The sequence below is a fragment of the Burkholderia sp. BCC1640 genome, from assembly GCF_902833125.1.
Lineage (GTDB): Bacteria > Pseudomonadota > Gammaproteobacteria > Burkholderiales > Burkholderiaceae > Burkholderia > Burkholderia diffusa.
On the sequence record NZ_CADFEF010000004.1, the window covers coordinates 125,871 to 146,092 of the forward strand.

Genomic DNA, 20,222 nt, shown 5'->3' on the forward strand with positions numbered 1-20,222 from the left:
CGCCGTCGCCCGGCTCATCCGGCCGCCACCGTCACCGCGCGCTCGCGCAGCGTCTCCGACGGCCGCTTGCCGAACAGCCGCCGATAGTCGGTCGCGAACTGGCTCAAGTGCCAGAAGCCCCACGCCTCCGCGACGTCCTGCACCGAGCCGGCCGCTCGCCCGCACAGGTCGCGCCGCGCGCCGTTCAGCCGCAGCGTGCGCAGGTAGGTCGCGGGCGCCATGCCGAGCACGTCCTGGAAGCAGTACTGCAGCGTGCGCCGGCTCACGTGCAGTTGCTCGCACAGCTCGGGCACGCCGACCGGGCGCGTGCGGTGCGCGAGCACGTACTCGCGCGCCTGCTCGACGATCCAGCGCCGTGTCGACGGTGCGCCGCCGACGCCATCGTCCGCGGGCTGCGCGCACGCATCGAACAGCGCGGCCAGCACCTCGGCCTGCAGGTCGTCGCGCTGCGCGTCGGGCAGCGGCCCGCCCACGGCCGCCGCGCCGTCGAGCCGGCGGCCGAGCAGCGCGCACAGGCGCGCGAGCCGCGTATCGCCGACCTGGATCACGCGCTGCGTGAACAGCCGTTCGTCGAGCGCGCGGTGTTCGACTTCCTCCGCGTAGCGGCGCAGCACGTCGCCGCGCACGACCACCCCGTAGATCGAGAACTGCGCGGGCGTCAGCAATTCGAATTCGACGTTGCCGGGCCGGAACGCGAGCGCACCGGGCCCGATGCGGCACGCATCGACGCGCGCGGTGCCGTCGCTGACCAGCGGGATGCCGAACCAGTACGCGTCGCCGCGCACCTCGCATGCCTGGCGCAGCAGGTGGCTGGTCGATTCGCGAAACAGCTTCATCGTGTCGAGCGGCAGCTCGGTCAGCGTGCCGACGAAGCGGCCGGCCGCGAGCTGGTCGTAAGTCTGCCGCCAGCCGATCAGGTTGCGCGCCTGCTCGTCGGCGTCGTGCGCGACGCTGACCACGGCCTGGCCGGCGAGCGCGTCGTCACCCTGCGCGCTGCACCGCGTGTCCTCGGCCGTCGGCTCGGCCATGCACTCCACTCGTTGACCCATCGTGTTCTCCTCACCTGCCCGGAACTGCGTCCAACACGCAAGTCCCGTGCCGAACCGCGCGGTCCGGCGACAAGCCCGTCATTGCACGCCGTGCGGCCGCCGCGCGCCATGAGGGCGCACCCGGAGGCGGCACGCCACGCACCGCGCGGGTGCGGCATGCGCGCCGCGCGCAGCCCGGCGACGCGCTACGCGCCCGGCCGCAACCGCACGACCCGCGTGCCGCAATTGCCGTACGCCTGCGCGACCGCCAGCTCGACGATCGGGCTGCCGGCCGGCCAGGGCGCGGCATCCGCCGCCGGCAGATCGGCGCGCAACGTCGCGCGGCCGTTGATCCGATAGCGGATGCCGCGCACGAAATCGATGAACAACAGCCCGATGCCGCTGCCGTCGCACGCGCGCGCATCGATCCGGTCGCCGTCGCCGTGCGTCGGCAGCGCGAAGCGCAGCGTCTTCGTGTCGATCACGCGCACGACCGGCCACAGGTCGCCGTTCGCGTCGCGCATGCCCTGCACGATGTCGCAGGTCACGTGCGCCGGGCCGCCGCATGTCGTGCCGACGAACATGAACGGCTGCGATTCGACGAACTGGCGCACGCCGATGCTCAGCCGCGTCGTGACGACGTCGCTCATCCGCTCGGCTTCGTCGGCCACGCCGAACCGGTGCTGCGCGTCGAGCTCGCCCGCGTGGAACACCGGGTGACGCGGATAGGATCGGGGCGGTTCTGCCATGCTGGTTTCCGTCGGGGCCATCGATGGATGCGCGATGCAGGCGCGAACGCGCGACGGCCGGTGCCGCGTATCGAATGACGAAAGGCGAAAACGGCGAAGCGCCGGACGATCGGCCGGACCGTCGAACGTTGCACGGCGATCCGGTGTCGGACACGCCGCCGTCCGGCACCGGGCAGCGTTGCGCCGCCGCCCGGCCCGCACTTCGCCTCCCTGCGCCGGCGATCAGAAGAACCCGAGCGCCTCGGCCTGGTAGCTGACCAGCAGGCACTTCGTCTGCTGATAGTTCGACAGCGCCATCTTGTGCGTCTCGCGGCCGATACCCGATTGCTTGTAGCCGCCGAACGCCGCATGCGCGGGGTACAGGTGGTAGCAGTTGGTCCACACGCGGCCGGCCTCGATCTCGCGGCCCATGCGGTATGCGCGCGTGCCGTTGCGCGTCCACACGCCCGCGCCGAGCCCGTAGAACGTGTCGTTCGCGAGTTCGATCGCTTCCTGTTCGTCCTTGAACGTCATCACCGACGCGACCGGCCCGAAGATCTCTTCCTGGAACACGCGCATCTTGTTGTTGCCGAGCAGCATCGTCGGCTTCACGTAGTAGCCCGTGCCGAGGTCTGCGGCCGGTGCCGTGCGCTCGCCGCCCGTCAGGCATTGCGCGCCTTCGTCGCGGCCGATGTCGATGTACGACAGGATCTTGTCGAGCTGCTGCTGCGACGCCTGCGCGCCGATCATCGTCTGCAGGTCGAGCGGGTGGCCGGCCTTGATGCGCTCGACGCGCGCGACGGCCTTCTCGATGAAGCGTTCGTAGATCGATTCCTGGATCAGGATCCGCGACGGGCACGTGCACACCTCGCCCTGGTTCAGCGCGAACATCGCGAGCCCTTCGAGCGCCTTGTCGAGGAACGCGTCGTCCTGGTCGAGCACGTCGGCGAAGAAGATGTTCGGGCTCTTGCCGCCCAGTTCGACCGTCGACGGGATCAGGCTCTCGGCCGCGGTGCGCAGGATGTGCTTGCCGACCGGCGTCGAGCCGGTGAACGCGATCTTCGCGATGCGCTTGCTGGTCGCGAGCGCCTCGCCCGCTTCCTTGCCGAAGCCGTTGACGATGTTGATCGTGCCGGCCGGGAACAGGTCGCCGATCAGCTCCATCAGCACCAGCACCGACGCGGGCGTCTGCTCGGCCGGCTTCATCACGACGCAGCAGCCGGCCGCGAGCGCCGGCGCGAGCTTCCATGCGGCCATCAGCAGCGGGAAGTTCCACGGGATGATCTGGCCGACGACGCCGAGCGGCTCGTGGAAGTGGTACGCGACGGTGTTGTCGTCGATCTCGGAAATGCCGCCTTCCTGCGCGCGGATGCAGCCCGCGAAATAGCGGAAGTGGTCGATCGCGAGCGGCAGGTCGGCCGCCATCGTCTCGCGCAACGGCTTGCCGTTGTCGATCGTCTCGGCCACCGCGAGCAGCTTCAGGTTCTTTTCCATCCGGTCGGCGGCGGCGAGCAGCAGGTTCGCGCGCTCGGCGACCGACGTCTTGCCCCACTTGCGGCGCGCGGCGTGCGCGGCATCGAGCGCGACCTCGATGTCGTCGGCGCCGGAGCGCGGCACGCGGCAGAACGGCTTGCCGTTGATCGGCGACACGTTCTCGAAATACTCGCCCTTCACCGGCGCAACCCACTTGCCGCCGATGTAGTTGTCGTACTGCTGACGATACGGATATTCGACGTCGAGGCCCAGTTGTTTCAGGTCAAACGGGTTCATACATGTCTCCTGTTCATCGTGCTTGTGTGAATGCAGCGCCGGTTGGATCGCGCTGCACGGTTTACGCAACATGCGTGCCAAACCGGCCGAACACGGAACAGGAGCGGTGCGTCCGGCCGCCCGCCGCGGGCGGTGCCGGCGCACGGAAAACGAGTGTGCCGAATCTGAACACCGCGACGGCACAGGCGGCGCGGCGGGTGTTCTGATTTTCCACAGCGCGCACGCGCACGCGTCGCCGCGCGCCCCGCGCGCAGCGTGGCATGTCGCTTGCATGCGGAACGCGGATCCGCACGCACCGGCCACGCGCCGACCGAACCATGAACGACCCGCGTCCCCTCGGCGACGATGCCGTCGCGTTCATCCACGAACATGCTTTCCTGATCGTCGCGACCGCGAACGCGGCGGGCGACGGCGACTGCTCGTATCGCGGCCGGCAGCCGCGCGCGGACGGTTCGTTCGCCCCGCTCGTCGACCTGCCCGATCGCCGTACGCTCGTGCTGCCCGATTTCGCGGGCAACAACCTGTTCAACACGATCGGCAACCTGCTCGTGAATCCAGCGATCGCGCTGCTATTCGTCGATTTCGTCCGGCAGACGACGTGGCTCGTGCAAGGGCGCGCGGCGATCGATGAAGATGCCGGCAGTCGCGCGCACCTGTGGCCCGATGCGCTGCGCTATGTGGTCGTCGAGGTGGAGAGCGCGCAGGCGCGGGCCGACGCGGGATTGCCGCCGCTCGTGCTGGCGTGATGCGCGGCGCCATGTCGTCGTCGGCACGAGGCGGGCATGCAGTGCCCGGTGCGGTGCCGCGGACGTTTGTGCAAGCGTGATGCGTCGAGCGGGTCGGCGGTGCCGGAGCACGCCGGCGCCATTCCCGATGGACGCGTGCCCGGTGGGCGACGCAACATTCGACGGTCATTCGCGCACGTCGGTACACGGATTCGCGTGACCGCAACATGCGCGGGCACGCTGCCCGCGATCGTCAACCTGCGCGCCCCCGGCGACGCCCCGCTCACCGCCCGCCTGCCTCCGCGCAAGCCGGTTCGGTTCGGCCGCGCGCCGGCGCGTCGGGATGCGCATGTTCACCGTCGTCGCCACGCGCTTCGGTCACCCCGGGCCGTGCACCGAGAAACGCGAACACCACCACCGCACACAGCACCGTGACGACCGCGAGCCCGATCAGCAACCGGTCGAACGCGTGCGTATAGCTCGCGAGCAGCGCCGTACGCTCGACGCCCGGCAACACGGCCGCCGCGCCGGCAAGATCGCCGGTGGCGAGCCGCGCGGCCGCGCGCAACGCCGCGTCGGACGCGCCCGCCGCCTGCCGCAAATCGGCATGCGCGAGCGTCGCCAGCACCGCGCCGGCGATCGCGAGCGCGATCCCCTCGCCCGCCACGCGCGTCGTGCTGAAAATTCCGGTCGCCATCCCCGCGCGCTCCTTCGGCACGACGCTGACCGACAGCCCGTCCATCAGCCCCCACGGCATGCCGGCCCCGACGCCGATCGTGAGCATCGGCGCGATCGCCGCCGGCCCCGCGCCGCCGCGCAGCGCGACGTCCAGCCATACGAGGCCCGCCGCCGCGAGCAGGAGCCCGAGACCCGAGATCACGCCAGCGGACAGCCAGCGCGTGAGCGTCGCCGCGACGAGCGGCACGACGAGCATCGGCGCGGAGATCGCGAGCATCAGCCAGCCCGCGCCGATTTCGCTGAAGCCGTCGATGCCGATGAAGCGCAACGGCAGCACGACGAGCAGCACGATGTAGCAGCAGCAGGTCGACACCGGCAGCACCTGCACGCCGACGAAGCGCGGAATCCGGAACAGCGACAGGTCGAGCATCGGCCGCGCGACGCGCGTCTCGATCGCGACGAACGCGCACGCGCCCAGCGCCGCGGCCGCCAGCAGCGCGACGACGAGCGGATGCGTCCAGCCGCGCGCGGACGCCTCGATCACGCCGAACGTGAACAGCGTGAGCGCGGCGGTGAACGCGGCCGTGCCGGGCCAGTCGAGCCCGGTCGCGTGCGGATCGCGCGACTCGTGCATGCGCGGCAGCCCGAACGCGAGCGACAACGCACCTGCCGCCGCGCCCGTGACGAAGATCGCGCGCCAGCCGAAGTGCGCGATCAGGCCGCCGGCGAGCACGGGCCCGAACGCGAGCCCGATCCCGAACGTCGTGCCGAGCAGGCTGAACGCGCGCGTGCGTGCCGCGCCGTCGAACTCCTGCGCGAGCGCGGCCGTGCCGCCCGCGAGCGCCGCGGCCGCCGCGAGCCCCTGCGCGGCGCGCAGCAGGTCGACCGCAAGCATCGACGGCGCGAACGCGAGCGCCACCGACATCAGCGTGAAGCCGCCGACGCCGATTGCGAACACGCGCTTGCGGCCGAACTGGTCGGCCAGCGCGCCCGCCGCCATCAGGAAACTGCCGAACGCGAGCATGAACGCGTTGGTGATCCAGTTCATCGCGACCGTGCCACCGTGCAGATCGCGGCCGATCGCGGGTGTCGCGACCGCGCCGCCCGAAAACGACAGCGGCAGCGCGACCGCCGCCATGCAAACGGCGGCCAGCACCCACGCGCGCCGGCGCGCCGACGTGGCTGTAGCGGCTGAAAACGGGTGATCCATCATCGCTCCTCGAAAAGCCGGCGCGGATGCGCCTCAAGCGCAATCAAGGATAATTTCGATTCAATCCTCGAAAAACAATGTGAAGCTCCGCATATAGCGGACTAAAATTCTTCAATTCACCGCTTCGCGCCCGCCTACGTCGATGGAAAACCTGAACGGCATCGCCGCCTTCGTCCGCACCGCCGAAGCACTCAGCTTCGTCGCGGCCGGCCGCGCGCTCGGCATCTCGGCCTCCGCCGTCGGCAAGACGATCGCGCGGCTCGAGCAGTCGCTCGGCGTGCGCCTGTTCAACCGCACGACGCGGCGCGTCACGCTGACCGACGAAGGACGCCATTTCTACGAACGCTGCCAGCGGATCCTCGAGGATTTTCGTGATGCGGAGGCGACCGTGACGGCCTCCGCTCAGCGCCCGCGCGGCAAGTTGCGCGTGAGCCTGCCGGTGATCGGCTACCGGTTCCTGCTGACGGTGCTGCCCGAATTCAGGCAGCGCTACCCGGACGTCGAGCTCGACCTGGATTTCAACGACCGGATGGTCGATGTCGTCGAGGGCGGCTTCGACGCGGTGATCCGCAGCGGCCCGCTGTCGGATTCGAGCCTGATGTCGCGGCGGCTCGGCCCGTTCGCGTTCGTGCTGTGCGCGACGCCCGCGTATCTCGCGCGGGCCGGCCTGCCGCGGGCGCCGCACGATCTCGAAGCGCACGATTGCGTGCGCTACTGTTTCCCGACCACCGGCAAGCTGCAGGACTGGGCGCTCTCCGCCGACGACGGCACGCCGCTGAAGCTGCGCACCGCGATGACCTGCAACAACATGGAAGCGCTGCGCGGCGCGGTGATGGCGGGGCTCGGCATCGGCTACATGCCCGACTTCCTCGCGCGCGACGCGCTGGACACGGGTGCGCTCGTCACCGTGCTCGACGACTACCGGATCGCGCCGGGGCAGTTCTCGATCGTGTGGCCGTCGAGCCGGCAGTTGTCGCCGAAGCTGCGCGTGTTCGTCGACTTCCTGTGCGAGCGGTTGTTCAAGTAGACGGGGCACCCCGTCACACCGCGCCGATCCGCTCCGCTTCCGCCTGCGGCAACAACGCATCGCTGTCGTCCTTCAGGCCGACGCCCGTCAGCTTGAGCCTGCGCGCATGCGTCATCAGGTAATGCAGCTTGTGCGCGGCGGCGGCATGCGGCAGCCCTTCGGGCCGCACGTTCGAGATGCAGTTGCGCAGTGCGTCGTGGCAGCCGACCTTCGGCGCCCAGGTCAGGTACACGCCGAGGCTGTCCGGCGAACTGAGCCCCGGCCGTTCGCCGATCAGCATCGCGACGACCTGCGCGCGCAGCAGCTCGCCGATCTCGTCGCCGAGCGCGACGCGCGCCTGCGTCGCGACCACCACCGGGCCGACCCGCCAGCCGTCCGCGTCGAGCCGCGGCCGCATCGCCTGCAGCAACGGCAGCGCCTGCTTCGCGGCCGCGAAGGCCGACAGCCCGTCGCCCACCACGAACACGACGTCCGGCGCATCGTCGAGCGCCGCGCCGTAGCCGGCCAGCAGCGCGCGTCCGTCGTCGGACAGCTTGCGGCCGAGATCGGGCCGGCGCAGGTAATGCTGGCGATCAGGCGCCGCGCTCTGTACGCCGAGCGTCGCGAAGCCGGCCGCGTCGATCTCGCGGCGCAGCGCGTCCGCGTCGAGCGGCTGGTGCACGGCGTCGCGCGCCTGCGCGTGCGACAGGTTGAACGCGAGCAGCGGCGCGGTCGGCAGGCTGCTGCCCGCGCGGCCGAGCGCGATCCGCGCGTTCGTGAACGACTTCAGCTGCGCCCACGGATTCTTTTCGACGGCGTCGCTCATGCCGAAATCCCCATCCAGTCGTTCGCGCCCGCGAGCAGCGGCACGCGCGCGTTCGCGGCGCGCAGCGCGCCGTGCGCGTCGGCGATCTCCATCGTCTCCAGCCATTCCTCGAACTCGGGCGCGCGGCGCAGGCCGAGCACCTCGCGCACGTAGAGCTGGTCATGAAACGACGTGCTCTGGTAGTTCAGCATCACGTCGTCCGCGCCCGGAATCCCCATGATGAAGTTGATGCCGGCGGCGCCCAGCAGCGTCAGCAGCGTGTCCATGTCGTCCTGGTCGGCTTCCGCGTGATTCGTGTAGCAGATGTCGCAGCCCATCGGCACGCCGAGCAGCTTGCCGCAGAAGTGATCCTCGAGCCCCGCCCGAATGATCTGCTTGCCGTCGTACAGGTATTCCGGCCCGATGAAGCCGACCACCGTGTTCACGAGGAACGGATCGAACTTGCGCGCGACCGCATACGCGCGCACCTCGCAGGTCTGCTGGTCGACGCCGAAATGCGCGTTCGCCGACAGCGCGCTGCCCTGGCCCGTCTCGAAATACATCAGGTTGTTGCCGACGGTGCCGCGCCCGAGCGACAACGCAGCCTCGTGCGCCTCGCCGAGCAGCGCGAGCGAGATCCCGAAGCTCGCGTTCGCCTTCTCGGTGCCCGCGATCGACTGGAACACCAGGTCGACCGGCGCACCCTTCTCGATCGCCGCGATCGTGTTGGTCACGTGGGTGAGCACGCACGACTGCGTCGGCACGCCGTAGCGCTCGCGGAACCCGTCGATCATCGCGAGCAGCTTCACGATCGCCGCGAGACTGTCGGTCGCCGGGTTGATGCCGATCATCGCGTCGCCGCAGCCGTACATCAGCCCGTCGAGCATCGACGCGGCGATGCCCTTCACGTCGTCGGTCGGATGGTTCGGCTGCAGCCGCACCGACATCCGGCCCGGCAGCCCGACCGTGTTGCGAAAGCGCGTGACGACGCGGCGCTTGCGCGCGGCCGCGATCAGGTCCTGGTTGCGCATCAGCTTCGACACGGCCGCGACCATCTCGGGCGTGAGGCCCGGCGCGATCCGTTCGAGCGCGGCGCCGTCGGCCGCGGGCGACAGCAGCCAGTTGCGGAAGTCGCCGACGGTGAGGTGCGAGATTTCCGCGAACGCGGCCGCGTCGTGATCGTCGAGGATCAGGCGCGTGACCTCGTCGTGTTCGTACGGAATCACCGCCTCGTTCAGGAACGCCTTCAGCGGCACGCCCGCGAGCGCGATCTTCGCGGCGACGCGCTCCTCCTCGCTCGCCGCCGCGACGCCGGCGAGCTGGTCGCCGGAGCGCAGCGGGCTCGCTTTCGCGAGCAGCGTCTTCAGGTCCGCGAAGCGGTACGTACGCGGGCCGATCGTCTCCGTGTAGGACATCGTTCGAATCTCCTTGCCAGTCCTTGCCTTGCGAAACGCCGACGGCGCGCCCGTTCGACGGGGCGCGCCGGATGCCGTCACCAGCGGCCATTCGGGTTCGTCATCGTCATTCCTCCAGCAGCACGTCGGCCGGCGCGCTCGCGCGCTGCGAACGGGTCGCAAGGAAGTACGCGTAGCCGAGCGCGAGGAACGCGACGAACACCATCGCCACCAGCCCGTTGAAGTACACCATCGTCGCAAGGCAAATCAGGGCCGCAACGATCGCGAATGCCGGGAAGAACGGGTACAGCGGCGCGCGGAACGGCCGCGCCATGTTCGGCTGCGAACGGCGCAGCTTGAACAGCGACGCCATGCTTACGATATACATCACGATCGCACCGAACACCGACATCGTCACGATGTTGGCGGTGAGCGTCTGGCCGCCGAACTGGATCAGCTCGTCGCTGTAGATCGCCGCGATGCCGACCACGCCGCCCGCGAGAATCGCGCGATGCGGGGTCTTGAAGCGCGGATGCACCTTGCCGAGCCATTCCGGCAGGTAGCCTTCGCGGGCCAGCGCGAAGATCTGGCGCGAATAGCCGAGGATGATCCCGTGGAACGACGCGACGAGCCCGAACAGCCCGAGCCACACAAGCATGTGCATCCAGCCGCTGTTCGCGCCGACGATGTACTTCATCGCCTGCGGCAGCGGGTCGTTGATGTTCGCGAGCTTGGTCCAGTCGCCCGCGCCGCCGGCGAACACCATCACGCCGATGGCCAGCGCGACGAGCGTCAGGATGCCGGCCACGTAGGCGATCGGGATCGAGCGCTTCGGGTTCTTCGCCTCCTCGGCGGCCATCGCGACGCCTTCGATCGCGAGGAAGAACCAGATCGCGAACGGGATCGCCGCGAACATGCCGTGGAATGCGCCGACGCTGAAATGATCGGCGCCCGACCAGCCGCCCTTCATGAAGTTGCTCCACGCGAAGCCCGGCGACACGACGCCCATGAACACCAGCAGCTCGAAGATCGCGAACAGCGTGACGACCAGCTCGAACGTCGCGGCGATCTGCACGCCGACGATGTTCAGCGCCATGAACACGAGATACGCGCCCATCGCCGCATGTTTCGGTTCGAGCCCCGGAAACTGCACGTGCAGGTACGCGCCGATCGCGAGCGCGATTGCGGGGGGCGCGAACACGAATTCGACGAGCGTCGCCGCGCCGGCGAGATAGCCGCCCGCCGGGCCGAACGCACGGCGCGCATACGCGAACGGGCCGCCCGCGTGCGGGATCGACGTCGTCAGCTCGGTGAAACTGAAGATGAAGGTGGTGTACATCGCCGCGACGAACAGCGCGGTGACGACGAAACCCAGCGTGCCCGCACTCGCCCAGCCGTAGCTCCAGCCGAAATATTCGCCTGAAATCACGAGGCCGACCGCGATGCCCCACAGTTGCCAGGTCCCGAGCGTCTGCTGCAGCGCGGGCTGGCCGGACGACTTGGCGCCGGCGACGGGCCGGCCATTCGACTCTGCTTTCATCGGATTCTCCTGAAAGGCGCCGGCCTGCCAGGCCCGCGCGACTGAGAATCGATGCTAGAGAGTCATTAAACGACGTGTTATCGAAATTCGGCAAAGATGACGGCTGACGTTTCGCTGACGGCAACGCCGGCCGCGCGTCGCGGTCGTCCCGCGCGCGGCCGTCCGGCCGCACGAGGCGGCCGGACGGCCGACGCTTACTGGCCCGACGGGCCGCCGCCGCGCTGGTTGAACCAGCGGTCGAGCAGCTTGCCGGCGGCTTCGCGGCCGCCGAGGCCGAACGACAGCGCGACCGCCACCGCGATCGCGCCGAGCACGAGGCCGAACGCGAGCTGCACGATCTCGTTGGCGATACCCATCGCGCGCAGCCCCATCGCGAACACCAGGCCGAGGATCGCGAATTGCGCGATCCGCGCGAACAGCACGCTGTGCTCGCGGTCGGCCTGCTCGATCACGCGGCGCGCGAGGCCCGCGAGCCACACGCCGATCACGAGGATCACACCGCCCATCAGCACGTGGCCGCCGAATTCGATGAACAGCGTGACGACGTCGCGCACCTGCGTGAAGCCGAGCCGGTTCGCGGCCTCGACCGACGCGAACAGCATCGCGAAGAACACGATCAGCCGCGCGACCAGCACCGACGGCTGCAGGATCCCCGAAAACACGCGCTCGACGCCGAGCACGGCCGGCAGCCCGTCGACGCCGGCGGCCTCCAGCAGCTTCTGCGCGAGCGACGCGACGAAGCGCGCGAAGTAGAACGTGACGAGCACGATCACGATCGCGGCGACGATGTCCGGCACCGCGCCGAGGAACTGGTTCAGCATGTTGGTGGCCGGGATCGAGATCGCGTCGATCTTCAGCGCGTCGAGCGCGGAGATCAGCGTCGGCACGAACACGAACACGTAGACGATGGTGCCGATCAGGCTCGACACGCGCACCGGCGTCGGGCTGTCGAGGCCTTGCGTGAGGCGATCGGCGCCGGCGGCGACGAGCAGGTTCGTCACGAGACCGCGCAGCACGCGCGCGACGATCCAGCCGACGAAGCCGATCACCGCGGCCGCGAACAGGTTCGGCACGATCGCAAGCAGCTTGTCGACCATCCCCTGCACCGGCGACAGCAGGCCGGACAGCGCGAACGACGCGAGAATCGCCGGCAGGAACATCAGGATCACGAGCCAGAACAGCACGTCGCCGAGATAGCCGCTCATCGGCTGCATGCCCGCGCTTTCGGACAGCTTGTCGTCGACCTTGCTCGCCTTCAGCGCGCGGTTCGCGAGGCTGCGCAGCAGCGATGCGATCAGCCACGCGATCAGCGTCAGCGCCGCGCCGCCGATCAGGTTCGGCAGGTAGTTGACGATGTGCGTGACGAGCAGCGAGAACGGATTGGAGACCGCGTAGAGGTTGAGCACGTTGAAGATGCCCACCGCGGTGACGAGCAGCACGAGCCAGAACAGCCCGCCGGCGATGATCCGCTCGACGCACGCGCCCTGGCCGGTGCTTTCGTTGATCCGCTGATCGACCTTCAGCGCGTTGAGCAGCCGGAGCGCGCCGGCCCGCACCGCCACGGCGATCAGCCAGCCGATCACCAGGATGCCGATCGCGCCGGCGATCTTGGGCAGGTATCCGCCTAGCGTGGTCTGCAGCGACGTGATGAAGCTGGAAGCATCCATTTCTTCTTCTCCCGAAAAACGTGGCGTTGCGATTGAACATCGACGAACTACCTGCGTACTTCGAAAACCGTGCGTTGCCGTCCGAGCAACTTACCCGAGAAAAATGACGCGATCACCCGATTTCACCGTCTTTAACTTTAGACATAGATCGACGGGAACGAGACCCAATTTCGCCGAAATAAAAAGGGGCCTGAATTCTTCGCCCTACGCATCTCCGCAAGATTTATCAATTGGCGGCGTGCTACCGTGACGTCGACTCTTGCCCGGGATGCACGCATGACCGTCGACACGAAAGCCGAAACGCCCGCGTGGGCCCGCTATGCGGCACACATCGCGCGCGTTCACGACTACATCCTCACGCACCTCGACGACACGCTCGACCTGAACCGGCTCGCCGAAATCGCGTGCCTGTCGCCGTATCACTGGCAGCGCGTATATCGCGCGCTGTACGGCGAGTCGATCGTGCTGACGGTGCGGCGGATGCGGATCGTGCGCGCGTCCGAGGATCTCGTGTGCACGGCGCTACCGCTCGACGCGATCGCGCGGCGCGCCGGCTACGGCTCGACGCACGCGTTCGCCCGCGCATTTCGCGATGCTTACGGCGTGCCGCCCGTGCAGCACCGGCTCGCTGGGGTCCACCGGCCGATTTATCCGTTACAGCGACGAGAGGAAGACATGTTCAAGCAGGAAGTCGAGATCCGGCGGCTGCCGGAACTGCGCGGTTATGCGGTGCCGCATACGGGCGCGTACCTGAAGGTCGGCGACGCGTTCGGGCAGATCGGCGCGTGGGCCGGGCGGCACGGGCTGATCGGCCCCGGCGCGAGGATGATCGGGATCTTCTACGACGATCCGGATACGACGCCCGAGGCGCAGTTGCGCGCGAAAGCGTGCTTCGTGCCGGCCGACGGCGCGCCCGACGTCGAGCCGACGCCGCCCGTGGAGCGCATCACAGTTGCCGGCGGCGAGTACGCGGTGTTGCTGCACACGGGGCCGTATGCGGACCTGAAGACGGCCTACCAGTGGCTGTACGGCGACTGGCTGCGGCACTCGGGCCGTGAAGCCGCCGACGCGCCGCCGTTCGAGCTGTATCTGAATACGCCGATGGATGCGGCGCCGGCCGACCTGCGCACCGAGATTCATTTGCCGCTGCGTTGAGTGGTGTTTCGTGGCGCGGGGCTCCGCGCCCGCGCGCCATGCCGGCTTGGGGTCGTTCGTCACGCCGGCAACACGGCCGGCGATCGCGCCTTACCCGGCCTGCGTCCCGCAACCAGGGCAGAAGCGCGCGTCGGCGGCCAGCGCCGCGTGGCATCGGCTGCACGCCTTGCCGCGCTGCGATACGCCGCACTGCGCGCAGAATCGCGCATCCGCGGCGTTGATCGCGCCGCAGCCTGCGCACGCGAGCTGGCGCAGCGGCACGTTGCCGCCCGGGCCGCCCTGCGCGTCGGCCGACGGCTGCCAGCCCCATCCGTGCCGGTCGCGGCCGCGCGCATCGTGGCCGCCGTGACCGTCGCGTTGCTGCCCGCCGTGATGCCCGCCGCTGCCGTGGCCGCCTCCATGCCCGCTGCCGTGGCCACCTCCGCTGTGGCGACCTCCGTGGCCGCCCAGGATCCGCTTCAGAAAGCTCATCGCCCGCTCCTCATCGCTTCGCGGTCGCGCCGTCGAACACGCCCGTCTTCGACAGCAGCCGCAGCCCGTTGCCGACGACGATCAGGCTCGCGCCCGCATCGGCGAACACGGCCATCCACATCGTGCCGAGCCCCGCTACCGTGAGGCCGAGGAACACGATCTTCACGCCGAGCGCGAAGCCGATGTTCTGCACCAGCACGCGGTGCGTCGCGCGCGACAGCCGCACGAACGCGGGGATCTTGCGCAGGTCGTCGTCCATCAGCGCGACGTCGGCCGTCTCGATCGCCGTGTCGGTGCCCATCGCGCCCATCGCGAAGCCGATGTCGGCGCGCGCGAGCGCCGGTGCGTCGTTGATGCCGTCGCCGACCATCCCGACCGCGCCCGCACCGCCCGCCGACAGTTCCTCGACTGCCGCGAGCTTGTCCTCGGGCAACTGGTTGCCGCGCGCATCGTCGATGCCGGCCTGCCGCGCAATCGCCTGCGCGGTGTGCGGGTTGTCGCCGGTCAGCATCGCGGTGCGGATGCCGAGCGCGTGCAGGTCGGCGATCGCCGCGCGGCTGGTGTCCTTGATCGTGTCGGCCACCGCGAAGATGCCGAGCACGCGCGTGTCGTCGACCAGCATCACGACGCTCTTGCCCTGCCGCTCGAGCGCGTCGAGCTTCGCCTCCAGCGCCGGCGAGCAGCGTTCGAGCTCCTCGACGAGGCGGTGGTTGCCGAGCCAGTAGCGCGTGCCGTCGATCGTGCCGCGCACGCCGCGCCCGACGAGCGCTTCGAAGTCCTCTACATCGGCGAACACTGCCGTCTGCGCGTCGCGGGCCGCGGCGGCGATCGCCTGCGACACGGGGTGATCGGAACGCGCCGCGAGGCTCGCGCCGAGGTGACGCACGCGCGCCGCGTCGACGTCCGTCGCATGCGGGTCGAAATCGGTCTGCACCGGCTTGCCGTGCGTGATCGTGCCGGTCTTGTCGAGCGCCAGCCACGCGAGCTTGCGGCCTTCTTCCAGATATACGCCGCCCTTCACGAGAATCCCGCGCCGTGCCGCGGCCGCGAGCCCCGACACGATCGTCACCGGCGTCGAAATCACCAGCGCGCACGGGCACGCGATCACGAGCAGCACCAGCGCACGGTAGATCCAGTCGTGCCACGCGCCGCCCATGACGAGCGGCGGCGCCACCGCGACCAGCAGCGCGACCGCGAACACGATCGGCGTATAGACGCGCGCGAACTGGTCGACAAAGCGCTGCGTCGGCGCCTTCGCGCCCTGCGCTTCCTCGACCGCGTGGATGATCCGCGCGAGCGTCGAGTTGGCGGCCACCGCCGTCACGCGATAGTCGAACGAACCCGCTTCGTTGATCGTGCCCGCATACACCGCGTCGCCGGACGTCTTGTCGACCGGCAGGCTCTCACCGGTGATCGGCGCCTGGTTCACCGTCGAGCGTCCCGCGACCACTTCGCCGTCCAGCCCGATCCGCTCGCCCGGCTTCACGCGCACGATCGCGCCGAGCGCGACCTGCGCGGCCTCGATCGTGCGCCACGTGCCGTCGGCGTCCTGCACGGTCGCGGTGTCGGGCGCGAGCTGCATGAGGCCCTGGATCGCGTTGCGCGCGCGATCGAGCGACTTCGCCTCGATCAGCTCGGCGATCGTGAACAGCACCATCACCATCGCGGCTTCCGGCCACTGGCCGATCGCCATCGCGCCCGTCACCGCGATGCTCATCAGCGCGTTGATGTTCAGGTTGCCGTTGCGGATCGCGATCCAGCCTTTCTTGTAGGTGGTCAGCCCGCACGCGAGCACCGCCGCGAGCGCCAGCACCGCCGACAGCCACACCGGCAGACCGGCCCAGCTCACGGCCTCGGACGCGATCGCGGCGACGCCGGCCAGCGCGAGCGGCCACCACGGCTTCGCGGGCGGCGGCGCGACGGGTGCTGCCGGTGCGTCGGCCGACGCGGCTTCCGGCGTCATCCCGAGCGTGCGGATCGCGCTTTCGATCGCCGGCTGCGCACCGGGCACGTGTTCGACGGTCAGCATCCGCTGCATCAGGTTGAATTCGAGCGCCGAGACCTGCTGCATTCCGCCGAGCTTCTTCCGAATCAGCGTTTCCTCGGTCGGGCAGTCCATCTGCATGATCCGGAACGCGGAGCAGACGTGACCCGTCGCGGTCGCCCGCGCGACCGGCAGCGGCGCGAGCGTCAGCGCGGCCGGCGCGCAGCAGGCGCCGGCCGCGTGGTCGTGGTCGTGGTCGTGGTCGTGGTCGTGGTCGTGGTCGTGACCGACATGGTCATGCGCCGCGTGGGCGTGCGAGCACGCCGCTCCGTGCTCATGCCCGTCGCCGTGCGCATGGTCGTCGTGATCGTGCGCCGTCCCGTGCGCGGATGCATGATCGTGGCCGCATGCATGCGGCTGCGCGCGGTGCGCCGCCGCGTCGCCATGCGCGTGCTCGCCGGCCGCCGGCGCCGCGTCGGCAACGGTCGCCGCCTGCGTGTCGCGCGCGTCGGCGCAGCACGCATCGGCGCCGCCGGCATGGCGGTGTCGTGGGTCGGGGGTACGCTGGGCGTCGGTCATGACAACCTCCTCTATGGCTTGACGGTGTAGAGTTAACACCCTGAAGCCACTACAAGGTCAACCCTTACAACGGAGAAAGCCATGAAGATCGGCGAACTGGCCAAGGCGGCCCGCTGCACGCCCGAAACGATCCGCTTCTACGAGAAGGAGGGGTTGATGCCGGACGCCGAGCGCACCGATTCGAACTACCGCAACTACACCGACGTGCACGTCGAGCGGCTGCGCTTCATCCGCAACTGCCGCGCGCTCGACATGGCACACGACGAAATCCGCGCGCTGCTGCATCTCACCGACACGCCGGCCGACCCGTGCAATTCGGTCAACGCGCTGCTCGACGAGCACATCGGCCACGTCGACGCGCGCCTCGCCGAACTGACGCATCTGCGCGATCAGCTCACCGAATTGCGCCGCCAGTGCGTTGGCGAACATTCGGTCGAGGACTGCGGCATCGTTCACGGTCTCACGACGATGGAAACCGTCGCGCCGGCCGCGAAGCGCTCACACCTCGGCTGAAACCCTTGTGGAATATGATAGTCTAGTCGATACTAGTTATATTCTCACTAGACATAACCGAACTATTCATGGCAACAAGCCGCCCGTCTCCGCTCGCGCTCGCGGTCCTCGCGACGCTCACCGAGACGCCGATGCATCCATACGGAATGCTCCAGCAGTTGAAGGCGCGCGGCTATGACGAAGTCGTCAACGTGCGGCAGCGCACGAGCCTCTACCAGACGATCGACCGGCTGCTGCGCGACGGGCTGATCGCCGTGCACGACACCGAGCGCGACGGCGCGTTTCCCGAACGCACGCTGTACACGCTGACCGAAGCCGGGCATACGGCCGGGCAGGCGTGGCTGCATGCGCTGCTCGCGGAGCCCGCGCGCGAGTTTCCGGCGTTCGGCGCCGGCCTCGCATTCCTGCCGCTGCTCGACGCCGACGATGCACGCCAGCAACTCGAGCGCCGCATCGCCGCGCTCGACACCGAACGCGAACGTCTCGAGTCGCTGCGCAACGCCGCGCAGAACGACCAGGTGCCGCGCCTGTTCCTGTTGCAGAACGAACATGCGCTCGTGCTGCTCAACGCGGAGCTCGACTGGGCGCGCAGCGTCGTCGAACACCTGAAGATCGGCGCGCTGCGCTGGGTCGACGGCTGACGCGCCCGCCTCGGCTCGCGCCGATCAAAGCACCTTGCCTGGATTGAGCACGCCGGCGGGATCGAGCGCGGCCTTCAGGCGCCGCATCAAGCCGATTTCCGCTTCGCTGCGCGTGTGCGCGAGATAGGCGCGCTTGAGCATGCCGATGCCGTGCTCCGCCGACACCGAGCCGCCCATGTCCCGAACGACCGCGTAGACGCAGCGATCGATCGCATCGGCGTCCGCATCGCGCATGCCGGCGAGCGATACGCCGATATGCACGTTGCCGTCGCCGACGTGGCCGAAGAACAGGCACACGATGTCGGCCCACACCGCACGCAACGCCGCCTCGCAGCGTTCTGCGAACCGGCCGAGCTCGCCCGTCGGCAGGCTCACGTCGAAGTTCACCAGATGCGGCAGCGCATCGATCGCAAGGCCCTCGCGCAACGTCCACAGGTCGCGCGCCTGCCGCTCGGACGTCGCGAGTGCCGCATCGTCGACCAGCCCCGCCTCGATCGCATCCGCCAGGCCGGTTTCCAGCGCCTGGCGCGCATCGCCGCCCGGTGCACTCGTCGCGCATTCGATCAGCACCGCGAAGCCGCCGTCGCCCGCGAACGGCGCGACGACGCCGGGCGTGTGGCCCGCGACGTAGTCGTAGAAGGCCGGCCACATCGCTTCGAAACTGACGATCTCGGGCAGTGCGCGCAGGCGGTTCCACAACCCGACGACGGCGTCGTAGCCATGCACGCGGCAGAGCGCGGTGGCCGGCGCGGCGAGCTTCGGATGCAGCCGCAGCACGGCGCGCGTGACGACGCCGAGCGTGCCTTCGCTGCCGATGAACAACTGCTTCAGGTCGTAGCCCGCGTTGTTCTTCAGCATCCGATTCATCGACGACACGACGGTGCCGTCGGCGAGCACGGCCTCGAGTCCGAGCACCTGCTCGCGCATCATGCCGTAGCGGATCGCGCGCGTGCCGCCCGCGTTGGTCGCGAGCATGCCGCCGATCTGGCACGAACCGCGCGCGCCAAGATCGACGCCGAAGGTGAAGCCCGCTGCGTCCGCGGCCTCCTGCACCGTCTGCAGCGGCGTCCCGGCGCGCACCGTCATCGTGCCCGCCGCCGCATCGATTGCCTCGACGCCCGCGAAACGCTCCATCGACAGCACGATCTCGCCGCCCAGCGCGACCGCGCCGCGCGCGAGCCCGGTGAGGCCGCCCTGCGGCACCACCGGCTGCCCGAGCCGCGTGCATAGCGCGAGCGTGCGTGACACGTCGTCGACGCTGCGCGGCCGCACCAGCGCGCGCGGCCGCACACCGGCCGGCTCGTTGTACGCGGTGAAGTAGCGCGGATCGATCTCGGCCGCCCGCGTGACCAGCGTGTCGCCCAGTGCGGCGACGAGCGCCGCCTCGAGCGTGTCGTCCGCCGGCGCCGCCGCGCCGTCGCCGCCAGGCTCTCCGCCCGTCTCCAGGCTCTGCATCGTGCGCGTCCGCTTACTTGGTGGAGATGTCGATATCGCCGAAGTACTTCTGGCCGAGCGACTTCACCGTGCCGTCCGCCTTCAGCTTGTCGATCGCGGAATCGAGTTTCGCCTTCAGCGCGTCGTCACCCTTGCGCAGGCCGAACGCGATCCCGCTGCCGAGAATCCGGTCGTCGCGCACCGGCTGGCCGACGAACGCGAAACCCTTGCCGTCCGGGCGCGACAGGAAGCCGCGCTGGCCGGCCGGCGCGAGCACCAGCGTTGCGTCGAGACGGCCCGCCACGAGATCCGCATACACCTGGTTCTGATCCTGATACGCGACGATCGACACGCCGGCCGGCTCCCAGTGCGCCTTCGCGTAGGTTTCCTGGATCGATGCCTGCAGCACGCCGACGCGCTTGCCCTTCAGCGATTCCGGCGTCGGCAGCAGGCCGCTGCCGGTGCGCGCGATCAGCTGCGTCGGCACACGGTAGATGATCGTCGTGAAGTCGATCGCCTGGCGCCGCTGTTCGGTCGCGTTCATCGCCGAGTTGATCGCGTCGAACTTGCGGCCCTTCAGCGCGGGAATCAGCCCGTCGAACGACGTCTCGACCCACTTGCACGACAGCTTCGCGGTCTGGCAGACGGCGTTGCCGACGTCGATGTCGAAGCCCTGCAGGTCGCCGTTCGGCGCCTTCGACTCGAACGGCGGGTATTGCGCCTCGAGGCCGAAACGCAGCGTCTGCCCGTCGGCGAGCGCCGCGCCGGAACCGAGCGCGCACGCGAGTGCGAACGCGAGCTTGAGGGTATTTGCATGCTTCATCGTGATCTCCTGGCTTGTCGGCCGGCGCCGTGCGGTCGCACGTGCGCCGGTTCCGGCGGTGACTTTCCGTG

General features: G+C 69.4%; 17 protein-coding genes. 5 read left to right on the top strand and 12 right to left on the bottom strand.

Features of this window, described 5'->3' with window-relative positions; genetic code table 11:
- Positions 1–14: 14 nt before the first annotated feature.
- The 3 genes from HWX25_RS06545 to HWX25_RS06555 all read right to left on the bottom strand — a co-directional run bounded on the left by HWX25_RS06545 (position 15) and on the right by HWX25_RS06555 (position 3,526).
- On the bottom strand, positions 15–1,049 hold the full coding sequence (locus HWX25_RS06545; protein WP_059531131.1) for a helix-turn-helix domain-containing protein: 1,035 nt from the start codon (positions 1,047–1,049) through the stop codon (positions 15–17).
- A 185-nt stretch (positions 1,050–1,234) separates the two neighbouring features.
- On the bottom strand, positions 1,235–1,777 hold the full coding sequence (locus tag HWX25_RS06550; RefSeq protein WP_175907777.1) for a hypothetical protein: 543 nt from the start codon (positions 1,775–1,777) through the stop codon (positions 1,235–1,237).
- A gap of 222 nt (positions 1,778–1,999) precedes the next feature.
- Positions 2,000–3,526, bottom strand: a complete 1,527-nt coding sequence (locus HWX25_RS06555; protein ID WP_059531136.1) for an aldehyde dehydrogenase family protein — start codon at positions 3,524–3,526, stop codon at positions 2,000–2,002.
- 317 nt (positions 3,527–3,843) lie between these two features.
- Here HWX25_RS06555 and HWX25_RS06560 point away from each other — a divergent pair, with 317 nt between their 5' ends.
- Positions 3,844–4,272 (top strand): pyridoxamine 5'-phosphate oxidase family protein, encoded by a 429-nt coding sequence (locus HWX25_RS06560; protein WP_175907779.1) that lies wholly within the window; start codon positions 3,844–3,846, stop codon positions 4,270–4,272.
- Positions 4,273–4,534: 262 nt separating this feature from the next.
- Here the strand turns inward: HWX25_RS06560 and HWX25_RS06565 are convergent, their stop codons facing one another.
- Positions 4,535–6,139 (bottom strand): MFS transporter, encoded by a 1,605-nt coding sequence (locus tag HWX25_RS06565; RefSeq protein ID WP_175907781.1) that lies wholly within the window; start codon positions 6,137–6,139, stop codon positions 4,535–4,537.
- A 142-nt stretch (positions 6,140–6,281) separates the two neighbouring features.
- Between HWX25_RS06565 and HWX25_RS06570 the strand changes: the two genes are divergently transcribed.
- Positions 6,282–7,166 carry a LysR family transcriptional regulator gene (locus HWX25_RS06570; protein ID WP_175907783.1) on the top strand — a complete coding sequence of 295 codons (885 nt, stop codon included), beginning with the start codon at positions 6,282–6,284 and terminating at the stop codon, positions 7,164–7,166.
- A gap of 13 nt (positions 7,167–7,179) precedes the next feature.
- Here HWX25_RS06570 and eutC read toward each other — a convergent pair whose 3' ends face one another.
- From eutC to HWX25_RS06590, 4 genes are all read right to left on the bottom strand, one after another.
- The gene (gene eutC, locus HWX25_RS06575; RefSeq protein WP_059531149.1) at positions 7,180–7,971 is read right to left on the bottom strand and encodes an ethanolamine ammonia-lyase subunit EutC; all 792 of its coding nucleotides are present in this window, start codon (positions 7,969–7,971) and stop codon (positions 7,180–7,182) included.
- Positions 7,968–9,365, bottom strand: a complete 1,398-nt coding sequence (locus HWX25_RS06580; protein ID WP_059816435.1) for an ethanolamine ammonia-lyase subunit EutB — start codon at positions 9,363–9,365, stop codon at positions 7,968–7,970. The genes eutC and HWX25_RS06580 overlap by 4 nt, the downstream gene beginning before the upstream one ends.
- A 106-nt stretch (positions 9,366–9,471) precedes the next feature.
- Positions 9,472–10,884 carry an ethanolamine permease gene (gene eat, locus HWX25_RS06585; protein WP_059816432.1) on the bottom strand — a complete coding sequence of 471 codons (1,413 nt, stop codon included), beginning with the start codon at positions 10,882–10,884 and terminating at the stop codon, positions 9,472–9,474.
- A gap of 194 nt (positions 10,885–11,078) precedes the next feature.
- Positions 11,079–12,551: a mechanosensitive ion channel gene (locus tag HWX25_RS06590; protein ID WP_059531158.1), complete on the bottom strand. Its 1,473-nt coding sequence runs from the start codon at positions 12,549–12,551 to the stop codon at positions 11,079–11,081.
- Positions 12,552–12,827: 276 nt separating this feature from the next.
- On the opposite strand from HWX25_RS06590, the gene HWX25_RS06595 reads away from it, so the two are divergent.
- Positions 12,828–13,706, top strand: a complete 879-nt coding sequence (locus HWX25_RS06595) for an AraC family transcriptional regulator (RefSeq protein WP_175907785.1) — start codon at positions 12,828–12,830, stop codon at positions 13,704–13,706.
- A gap of 90 nt (positions 13,707–13,796) precedes the next feature.
- Here the strand turns inward: HWX25_RS06595 and HWX25_RS06600 are convergent, their stop codons facing one another.
- A complete protein-coding gene (locus HWX25_RS06600; RefSeq protein ID WP_175907786.1) occupies positions 13,797–14,177 on the bottom strand; it encodes a zinc ribbon domain-containing protein in 381 nt (126 codons plus the stop codon).
- A gap of 10 nt (positions 14,178–14,187) precedes the next feature.
- Positions 14,188–16,740 (bottom strand): heavy metal translocating P-type ATPase, encoded by a 2,553-nt coding sequence (locus HWX25_RS06605; RefSeq protein WP_175907788.1) that lies wholly within the window; start codon positions 16,738–16,740, stop codon positions 14,188–14,190.
- 81 nt (positions 16,741–16,821) lie between these two features.
- On the opposite strand from HWX25_RS06605, the gene cadR reads away from it, so the two are divergent.
- Both cadR and HWX25_RS06615 read left to right on the top strand, forming a co-directional pair.
- Positions 16,822–17,253, top strand: a complete 432-nt coding sequence (cadR, locus tag HWX25_RS06610; RefSeq protein ID WP_175907790.1) for a Cd(II)/Pb(II)-responsive transcriptional regulator — start codon at positions 16,822–16,824, stop codon at positions 17,251–17,253.
- Between the two features lie 68 nt (positions 17,254–17,321).
- The gene (locus HWX25_RS06615; RefSeq protein WP_059531176.1) at positions 17,322–17,894 is read left to right on the top strand and encodes a PadR family transcriptional regulator; all 573 of its coding nucleotides are present in this window, start codon (positions 17,322–17,324) and stop codon (positions 17,892–17,894) included.
- A 24-nt stretch (positions 17,895–17,918) separates the two neighbouring features.
- Here the strand turns inward: HWX25_RS06615 and HWX25_RS06620 are convergent, their stop codons facing one another.
- Positions 17,919–19,349 (bottom strand): FAD-binding oxidoreductase, encoded by a 1,431-nt coding sequence (locus tag HWX25_RS06620; RefSeq protein ID WP_175907792.1) that lies wholly within the window; start codon positions 19,347–19,349, stop codon positions 17,919–17,921.
- Between the two features lie 13 nt (positions 19,350–19,362).
- Positions 19,363–20,151, bottom strand: a complete 789-nt coding sequence (locus tag HWX25_RS06625; protein WP_059531182.1) for an ABC transporter substrate-binding protein — start codon at positions 20,149–20,151, stop codon at positions 19,363–19,365.
- Positions 20,152–20,222: the final 71 nt, after the last annotated feature.

Excerpts from the sequence above, each read along its gene's own strand:
- HWX25_RS06565 (WP_175907781.1), bottom strand. The coding sequence starts at position 6,139 with ATGGATCACCCGTTTTCAGCCGCTACAGCCACGTCGGCGCGCCGGCGC.
- HWX25_RS06595 (WP_175907785.1), top strand. The coding sequence starts at position 12,828 with ATGACCGTCGACACGAAAGCCGAAACGCCCGCGTGGGCCCGCTATGCG.
- HWX25_RS06550 (WP_175907777.1), bottom strand. The coding sequence starts at position 1,777 with ATGGCAGAACCGCCCCGATCCTATCCGCGTCACCCGGTGTTCCACGCG.
- HWX25_RS06545 (WP_059531131.1), bottom strand. The coding sequence starts at position 1,049 with ATGGGTCAACGAGTGGAGTGCATGGCCGAGCCGACGGCCGAGGACACG.
- eat (WP_059816432.1), bottom strand. The coding sequence starts at position 10,884 with ATGAAAGCAGAGTCGAATGGCCGGCCCGTCGCCGGCGCCAAGTCGTCC.
- HWX25_RS06590 (WP_059531158.1), bottom strand. The coding sequence starts at position 12,551 with ATGGATGCTTCCAGCTTCATCACGTCGCTGCAGACCACGCTAGGCGGA.
- eutC (WP_059531149.1), bottom strand. The coding sequence starts at position 7,971 with ATGAGCGACGCCGTCGAAAAGAATCCGTGGGCGCAGCTGAAGTCGTTC.
- HWX25_RS06555 (WP_059531136.1), bottom strand. The coding sequence starts at position 3,526 with ATGAACCCGTTTGACCTGAAACAACTGGGCCTCGACGTCGAATATCCG.
- HWX25_RS06615 (WP_059531176.1), top strand. The coding sequence starts at position 17,322 with ATGGCAACAAGCCGCCCGTCTCCGCTCGCGCTCGCGGTCCTCGCGACG.
- cadR (WP_175907790.1), top strand. The coding sequence starts at position 16,822 with ATGAAGATCGGCGAACTGGCCAAGGCGGCCCGCTGCACGCCCGAAACG.
- HWX25_RS06560 (WP_175907779.1), top strand. The coding sequence starts at position 3,844 with ATGAACGACCCGCGTCCCCTCGGCGACGATGCCGTCGCGTTCATCCAC.
- HWX25_RS06600 (WP_175907786.1), bottom strand. The coding sequence starts at position 14,177 with ATGAGCTTTCTGAAGCGGATCCTGGGCGGCCACGGAGGTCGCCACAGC.
- HWX25_RS06620 (WP_175907792.1), bottom strand. The coding sequence starts at position 19,349 with ATGCAGAGCCTGGAGACGGGCGGAGAGCCTGGCGGCGACGGCGCGGCG.
- HWX25_RS06570 (WP_175907783.1), top strand. The coding sequence starts at position 6,282 with ATGGAAAACCTGAACGGCATCGCCGCCTTCGTCCGCACCGCCGAAGCA.
- HWX25_RS06625 (WP_059531182.1), bottom strand. The coding sequence starts at position 20,151 with ATGAAGCATGCAAATACCCTCAAGCTCGCGTTCGCACTCGCGTGCGCG.
- HWX25_RS06580 (WP_059816435.1), bottom strand. The coding sequence starts at position 9,365 with ATGTCCTACACGGAGACGATCGGCCCGCGTACGTACCGCTTCGCGGAC.
- HWX25_RS06605 (WP_175907788.1), bottom strand. The coding sequence starts at position 16,740 with ATGACCGACGCCCAGCGTACCCCCGACCCACGACACCGCCATGCCGGC.